We start from the raw sequence: 7031 nt of genomic DNA, 5'->3' as shown, positions 1-7031 counted from the left end.
TGCTTGGATGTTTTGATAGGTAGATTCATCAAAACCTACAATGAAACCTTGTGAGGTTTGTAAAACCGGTCTTTTAATTAAACTTGGTTGAGCAATGAGTGCTTCAATAAGGTTATCTTCACTGCTTAAAGCACGATTTTGTTCTTCTTCTGAAAGCTTACGCCAAGTCGTTCCTTTTTTATTGAGGACTGTATCTTGCCCAATTTCTTTTAACCAGATCTTTAGAGTATCTGCATCAATGCCTTGTTTTTTATAATCGTGAAAATCATAGTTAAGCGCTTTGGCTTGCAAAGCATCAAATGCCTTTTTCATTGAATTACAGTTTTTAATTCCATAAATTTTTAACATTTTATCGGACCATGTCAAAAAGAGAGAGCACACAGCCTAACCCAAAAAGCTTTTAAGCACTACTTTATACCGATACTTTTAAAACAAATGAAAATTAATGATTAATCGAAAGAGAAATGTCATGTTATTGTCATAAGACAAAGCGATAATGAGCTTAATAAGAAGAAATTAAAACTAAAAGAACTTAGCGCAAAAAATAAGAGACTTAAAAAGAGAAAACCCGCATTTAATCATCCTGATCATGCGGGTCTCATTTCAACGTCCAATGTCACATCCTTGCAAATAAACTTATCATAAGTTTATTTTATCTTCCTACGGCGTCCTATCCTTTTGCGTCATCCTGACTGCTTCCCTGTGCCGTGCAGCTATAATGCCGTTAAAGCTGTGTAAGAAAAATACTCAAAAACGACATATGCTGTAAGCGAAAACGACAATGCAAGTGAACAGGTGTTCACTTACTCTTGAATTTTATAGTCAATAATAACAGGCGCGTGGTCGCTAAACCATTGATCTTTAAAGACCCATGCATTGGCTACACGTGTTTTCCAGTCTGGTGAACATGCTTGATAGTCAATACGCCACCCTACGTTTTTTGCACGAGCTTGACCGCGATTTGACCACCATGAATAAAGTTCTGCTTCTGCGCGAACTACACGGAAGGTATCGACATAGCCAAGTTCATCGTAAATATGGTCAAGCCATGCACGTTCATGAGGTAAACAACCAGATGATTTCTGGTTACCTGACCAGTTTTTGATATCAATACGTTTATGAACAATATTGTAGTCACCACAAATGATGACTGACTTATTCTCGTCACGCCATTGTTTCAAGATTTTTGCGTATTCACCTAAAAATAAATCTTTACGTGCTTGCGCTTCTTCACCACTTGAGCCTGAAGGTAAGTATAATGATGCAATATGTACCGGATGTGACAAACCTAAATCGAATTCCGCAGAAATAAAGCGGCCTTGACTGTCAGCCAGCTCAAACCCTAAACCATCTTTAACAGAGACGAAGGGTAGACGGCTATATATCGCAGTTCCCGCATAACCTGCACGCTCTGCTGGAAAGAGATGGGTATGCCATCCTTCGGGTCTAAATTTTTCAGTCCATTGTTCATGGGTAATGCGGCTTTCCTGCATGCATACGACATCGGCATCTGATTGTTCTAACCATTCAAGTAAGCCTTTCGTTACTGAAGAACGTAAGCCATTTACGTTAATGGAAACGACTCGAAGAATTTTTACATCACTTGGATACTGATCCTTTGGTATCATGCGAAAATTTAACCTCAATTGTGAATTTGGAGCACCTCATGACAACGCCTGTGTCATTTCACCCGCAAGCATTTATCGAACTCGCATTATCACGCGGTGTGCTTAAATTTGGTGAGTTTACTTTAAAATCTGGACGCGTGAGTCCTTATTTTTTTAATGCAGGCCTACTCAACGATGGTGAAGCTTTATCTCTTTTAGCGCAAGGCTATGCTGATAAATTAACACAATGTCAAAATGTTGATGTGATTTTTGGACCAGCTTACAAAGGTATTCCTTTTGTAGCAGCGACTGCTGTTGCTTTGTCGCAAGTCCATAACAAAAGTGTGCCATGGGGCTTTAACCGTAAAGAAGCGAAAGATCATGGTGAAGGCGGTGTTCTAGTTGGTGCTGCGGTTGAAGGTAAAAAAGTCTGGATTATTGACGACGTAATTACCGCAGGTACAGCGATTCGTGAAGTTGTAACGATCTTGAAAAATGCTGGTGCAACTATTGCGGGTGTTTTGGTGGCATTAGATCGTCAAGAACGCGGTCAAGGTGAGCTTTCTGCAATTCAAGAAGTTCAAAAAGAATTAGAAATTCCTGTGCACGCACTGATTACCATGAAAGATTTAATGGATTATTTAGAGGCGAAAGGCGAAACAGAAGCGCTAGCAAATATGCAAGCTTATCGCGAGAAATACGGTATCTAAAAAGAAAAAGGCATACCTCTAAATAGGGGTATGCCTTTTTAATATTTTTATTTAGAACTGATAATTCAAACGTAATAACACATTACGTGGTGTGCCTGGCATGCTGTCTGAACGCCAATATTCTTTATTGGTTAGATTATTCACCGCAAGTGTGACATTCCAGGGGTCTGCACTATAACCAATCGCCGCATCCACACGATTGAAGCCTTCCATTTTTACTTGATTATTAATATTTGGATAATAAGACCCGACATAAGTCACGCCCACCTCGGTATACCACTGCTCGGTTGGTAAATAGCGAATAAATAAATTACCCGTGTTTTTAGATGTGTTGGCTAAATAGTTGCCTTCTTGTTCAGGCTTTTGTTTGTCTTCTTTTACTTTTGCATCTGTGTAGCCATAACCACCGCGAACAAAGACATTATCAAGTACGCGACCAATAAAACTAAATTCAAGACCACGAGATTGATGCTGACCTGCAGTTGCCCATACATCTGGTTGGTCATTAGGATTTGGTTTATAGCGGATATTATTTTTACGAATATCAAAGACAGAAAATTGAGTATTTAAACGACTATCTAACCATTCGCTTTTTACCCCAACTTCGTATTGCTCGTTATATTGAGGCTCTTTATCCATTTTTGTGACATCGGTGTTTCCAGTAACTTGGTTAACACCCATTTGCCCGCCAAATGGTGCAAAGCTCTTAGAGTAAGAGGTATAAAAGCTATGTTCAGGAAGCGGTTGCCATACCAAACCAACGTTTGGGCTAAAGCTGCCATCTTTTACATTACGATGTTCATTAGTTAGCTTGTTGGTAGTTGAAAAGTCAAAGTAATCGTAGCGGACGCCCATCATCAGTTTAAGTTGGTCATTTAGACCAATTAAATCTTGAATAAATACGCCGTAAGTTGTGCCTTCATTATAGTTATGCTGTCTCATCTTTAATGGGCCATTGCCACGGCTATATTCACGTTCGCCTGTGAATGGATTAACGTAGCCGTAAATAGAACCATTCTGAGCTTCATTTGCTAAGCGTGGCTCTCGTTGTTCATAAGTCCAGTCTGTACCCATCATGATTTGATGTTCAAACGAACCTGTTTTGAACATACCCTTAATATCAAAGGTATTGGTGGTGGTTTTATTGCTGGTTTGTTGCCAGTAGTAAATTTGATTGATATAACCTTTTTTAGTGGTGCATTCTTTGCCTTTCAAGTCATTTCCATCGAGGCCACAATATGTTCCAAAATAAAAATGATCAAAGTTCTGCTCTGCTTGTCGGTAACTTGCTGCCCAGTGAAAGTTCCAATCAGGCGCATATTGATAATTCACATCGGTGCGAATCACTTGCAAAATATCATCAACATAATCGCCGTCTTGGGCAAATCCCATTTTAATTGAGGTTCCCGCAGGCAAGTTTTCATATGCTGGACCACGATCAGGCACACGACCTAATTTGTCATAGGTATATTGTGTGGTCCAAGTGAGTGTTCCATCATCATTTTTATAAGTGAAACTTGGTGAAAACATTTCAATTTTATTTTCAATGCCAGAGCGGAAGCTTCCTGACTCGCCATATTCTCCGGTCAAACGTATTGCTAAATTGTCATTAATGACTTGATTGATGTCAGCCGTTGTTCCGTAGTTGTCGTAAGAACCTGCGTACGCACCAACTGAACTTTTAGAGTCAAAATTGGCAAATTTACTCACCATATTCACAACGCCGCCACCTGCGCTACGACCATATAAAACCGAAGCGGGGCCTTTTAAAATTTCAATACGTTCAATATTGGCAGTACTACGACGTACTTGTCCGCTTTCACGTATACCATCACGGTAAATATCACCTGTATCGGCACCAAAGCCACGAATCGTGATGCCATCACCGCGCATATCGTAACTGGTTGATACGCCAGGGGTGCCTTGCAACATAACGCTTAAATCATTTGATCCATAAATTTTATATTTCTGAACATCAATCGTATCAATGGTTTGAGGAATATCTTTTTTGTCTAAACCGTTACGTGTGACATTGGCCTTGTCATAGTCGATATAACTTTTAATTGGATCGAGTTCACTCATAGCCTCAATTTTTATGGTGGGCATGGTGGCTGCTACTTTCGATGATGAGTCAATCAAGTCTTCTGCGTAGGCACCTTGAATATTCAAGATCATTAAACTGAGTAAGCTCAGCGGGAAAAGACGCTTAATTTGGGGAGATGATATAGAAATTCTTAACATAAAAATAAAATCAATTAACAAAAATAAAAGTATAAATGATAATTATAATCATTTAATTGTTTAGAATAAAAGAACTATTGCCTCAAAAAATGACATATTTATTTTTTAATAACTATTTTTTAGGAATGTAATGAGTGAATTAAGCAAACTATATGAATTAACTCATTAGTTTTTCTTGTTAATTGAGTTTTAGAGAGGGGCTTTTGCCAATAAAGACTCCCTCTTGAGATTAAGCATTATTTTTCAGAACATCTAAAATATCCATTTCTGGATCATAATTCTCGTCAATTGTTTTGCAAATTGCTTGTCCCACAATGACATGCGTGCCATTAAAGGTCATGGTTGGCGCTTCATATAATTCCCAGCCATGATTCAGTGCTTTAGTCACTCTTGCACAAAAAGCAGAGTCATCAGGACCAGTTAAATAGCGATAAAGTTTCATGTTTAGCCTTTAAAAATAATATTTTATGCTCATAGTCTAACTGAATTTACTTAAATTCCAGATCAAGAAATAACAGATAATGTTTTACTGAAATTAAGAAAAACCAAGGAAAAATCTCAGCTATACTCATGTTAATTTAAATTTTAAGAAGAGCTTGAGTATGCGTGTACTTGTCGTCATGGATCCGATTGAAACCGTAAACCTTAAAAAGGATTCAACCATGGCAATGTTGTGGGCGGCGAGCCGTCGTGGACATGAATTAGGTTATGCATTACAGCAAGATTTATATATCGATCAAGGTAAGGCTTACGGTCTAATTTCACCCTTAAAAGTTTTTGAAGATTACAATCATTACTATGAACTTGGCGAAAAGAAAAAAGAATCTATTGCGGCTTACGATGTAGTACTCATGCGTAAAGATCCGCCATTTGACATGAATTTTGTCTACACGACTTACGTGCTTGAGCAAGCTGAGCGTGAAGGTTCATGGATTATTAATAAGCCTCAATCATTGCGTGATTGCAACGAAAAACTTTTTGCAACGCAATTTCCAGAGCTACAAGTACCTACACTTGTGACATCGCAGCAAAGTTTAATTCGTGAATTTATTAAAGAACATGGTGATGTGATTGTTAAGCCGCTTGATGGTATGGGTGGCATGGGGATTTTCCGTTTATACCAAGACGGTGTAAATATTGGTTCTACCTTAGAAATGCTTACAGAGCTAGGCAACCGTCCAATTATGGCTCAGCGCTATATTCCTGAAATTGTAGAAGGGGATAAGCGTATTTTAATGGTGAATGGCGAACCTATTCCTTACTGTCTAGCCCGTATTCCACAAAATGGTGAAGTGCGCGGTAACTTGGCGGCAGGCGGTTTAGGGCAAGCGCGTCCGCTTACTGAAAACGATAAGCTGATTGCAGCTAAAATTGGCCCTTTCCTACGCGAAAAAGGTTTAGTTTTTGTGGGCTTAGATGTAATTGGTAATTATGTTACTGAAATTAATGTCACTAGCCCAACCTGTATTCGTGAAATTGATGCTCAATTTGGTACATCAATTGCAGATGATCTATTTGATGTATTAGAAGCTGGACGTTCAGCTTAATTATTTATTTCAGGTGGTTTTCCGCGGTATTTATGGGAAATCACCTGAAAATATATGAATTAATAAAATAACAATACTAAATACACCACAGCTTTGTAGGCATATTTTCAAAAAAGCACATCTTTCTGTTATAAACGAGTGAAATTAGCTTTTCGTTAATGAAGCTTTAGGATTAAAATAAACGGCTACAAAAATAGATGACAATTTCCATTGTTTTTTGAGTTGAAGAATTAGACCGTGACCGATTCACAGCAAAGCAAACCTAAACATGTCATGATGATGGCTGCCGGTACAGGTGGACATGTTTTTCCAGCCCTCGCCGTAGCCAAAAAACTTCAACAACAAGGTTGTCAGGTTTCATGGTTAGCCACGCCAACAGGTATGGAAAACCGATTATTAAAAGATCAAAATATTCCAATATATCAAATTGATATTCAAGGTGTTCGTGGCAATGGATTAGTCCGTAAAATTGCTGCACCTTTTAAAATTTTAAAAGCCACTTTAAGCGCAATGCGTTATATGAAACAGCTTAAAGTTGATGCAGTTGCAGGCTTTGGCGGTTATGTTGCGGGACCGGGTGGTTTAGCCGCACGTTTGTTAGGTATTCCTGTTCTCATTCATGAACAAAATGCGGTTGCTGGTTTTACCAATGCGCAGTTGTCTCGTGTTGCTAAAGTCGTGTGTGAAGCATTTCCAAATACATTTCCTGCTGGTGGAAAAGTCGTTACAACAGGAAATCCTGTACGTCATGAAATCACAGATATTTTAAGCCCAAAGTGGCGTTATGATGAGCGTGCGCAAGCAGGGCAGCCTCTAAATATTCTAATTGTTGGTGGTTCTTTAGGTGCCAAAGCACTCAATGAGCGCTTACCTCCAGCATTAAAACAATTACAAGTTCCACTTAATATTTTTCACCAGTGCGGTCA

At 38.7% G+C, this 7031-nt stretch carries 7 protein-coding genes; 3 read left to right on the top strand and 4 right to left on the bottom strand.

Annotated features, from left to right (window positions below; genetic code table 11):
* Both UC75_RS10395 and UC75_RS10390 read right to left on the bottom strand, forming a co-directional pair.
* On the bottom strand, positions 1–348 hold a 348-nt coding region (locus UC75_RS10395), incomplete at its 3' end, for an arsenate reductase (protein ID WP_049837533.1).
* A gap of 455 nt (positions 349–803) precedes the next feature.
* The gene (locus UC75_RS10390) at positions 804–1628 is read right to left on the bottom strand and encodes an exodeoxyribonuclease III (protein WP_005300601.1); all 825 of its coding nucleotides are present in this window, start codon (positions 1626–1628) and stop codon (positions 804–806) included.
* Between the two features lie 38 nt (positions 1629–1666).
* On the opposite strand from UC75_RS10390, the gene pyrE reads away from it, so the two are divergent.
* Positions 1667–2317, top strand: coding sequence for an orotate phosphoribosyltransferase (gene pyrE / locus UC75_RS10385; protein WP_049837532.1), 651 nt, complete (start codon positions 1667–1669; stop codon positions 2315–2317).
* A gap of 51 nt (positions 2318–2368) precedes the next feature.
* Here the strand turns inward: pyrE and UC75_RS10380 are convergent, their stop codons facing one another.
* Together UC75_RS10380 and UC75_RS10375 are read right to left on the bottom strand one after the other, a co-directional pair.
* Positions 2369–4558, bottom strand: coding sequence for a TonB-dependent receptor (locus UC75_RS10380; RefSeq protein ID WP_212771773.1), 2190 nt, complete (start codon positions 4556–4558; stop codon positions 2369–2371).
* Positions 4559–4787: 229 nt separating this feature from the next.
* Positions 4788–5000, bottom strand: a complete 213-nt coding sequence (locus UC75_RS10375; protein WP_002122004.1) for a DUF1737 domain-containing protein — start codon at positions 4998–5000, stop codon at positions 4788–4790.
* Positions 5001–5160: 160 nt separating this feature from the next.
* Here UC75_RS10375 and gshB point away from each other — a divergent pair, with 160 nt between their 5' ends.
* On the top strand, positions 5161–6105 hold the full coding sequence (gshB, locus tag UC75_RS10370) for a glutathione synthase (RefSeq protein WP_005300610.1): 945 nt from the start codon (positions 5161–5163) through the stop codon (positions 6103–6105).
* A gap of 237 nt (positions 6106–6342) precedes the next feature.
* The coding region (locus tag UC75_RS21110) for a UDP-N-acetylglucosamine--N-acetylmuramyl-(pentapeptide) pyrophosphoryl-undecaprenol N-acetylglucosamine transferase (protein WP_228137264.1) at positions 6343–7031 on the top strand (689 nt) is incomplete at its 3' end.

The sequence above is a fragment of the Acinetobacter sp. V2 genome (assembly GCF_001188385.1).
Taxonomy (GTDB): Bacteria; Pseudomonadota; Gammaproteobacteria; order Pseudomonadales; family Moraxellaceae; genus Acinetobacter; species Acinetobacter oleivorans.
Note: the sequence above shows the minus strand (reverse complement) of the source record. Positions and strands in the feature narration are given on the sequence as shown.

What these genes read in the sequence shown, in the direction of transcription:
- pyrE (WP_049837532.1), top strand. Translation starts at nt 1,667, where the DNA reads ATGACAACGCCTGTGTCATTTCACCCGCAAGCATTTATCGAACTCGCA.
- gshB (WP_005300610.1), top strand. Translation starts at nt 5,161, where the DNA reads ATGCGTGTACTTGTCGTCATGGATCCGATTGAAACCGTAAACCTTAAA.
- UC75_RS10375 (WP_002122004.1), bottom strand. Translation starts at nt 5,000, where the DNA reads ATGAAACTTTATCGCTATTTAACTGGTCCTGATGACTCTGCTTTTTGT.
- UC75_RS10380 (WP_212771773.1), bottom strand. Translation starts at nt 4,558, where the DNA reads ATGTTAAGAATTTCTATATCATCTCCCCAAATTAAGCGTCTTTTCCCG.
- UC75_RS10390 (WP_005300601.1), bottom strand. Translation starts at nt 1,628, where the DNA reads ATGATACCAAAGGATCAGTATCCAAGTGATGTAAAAATTCTTCGAGTC.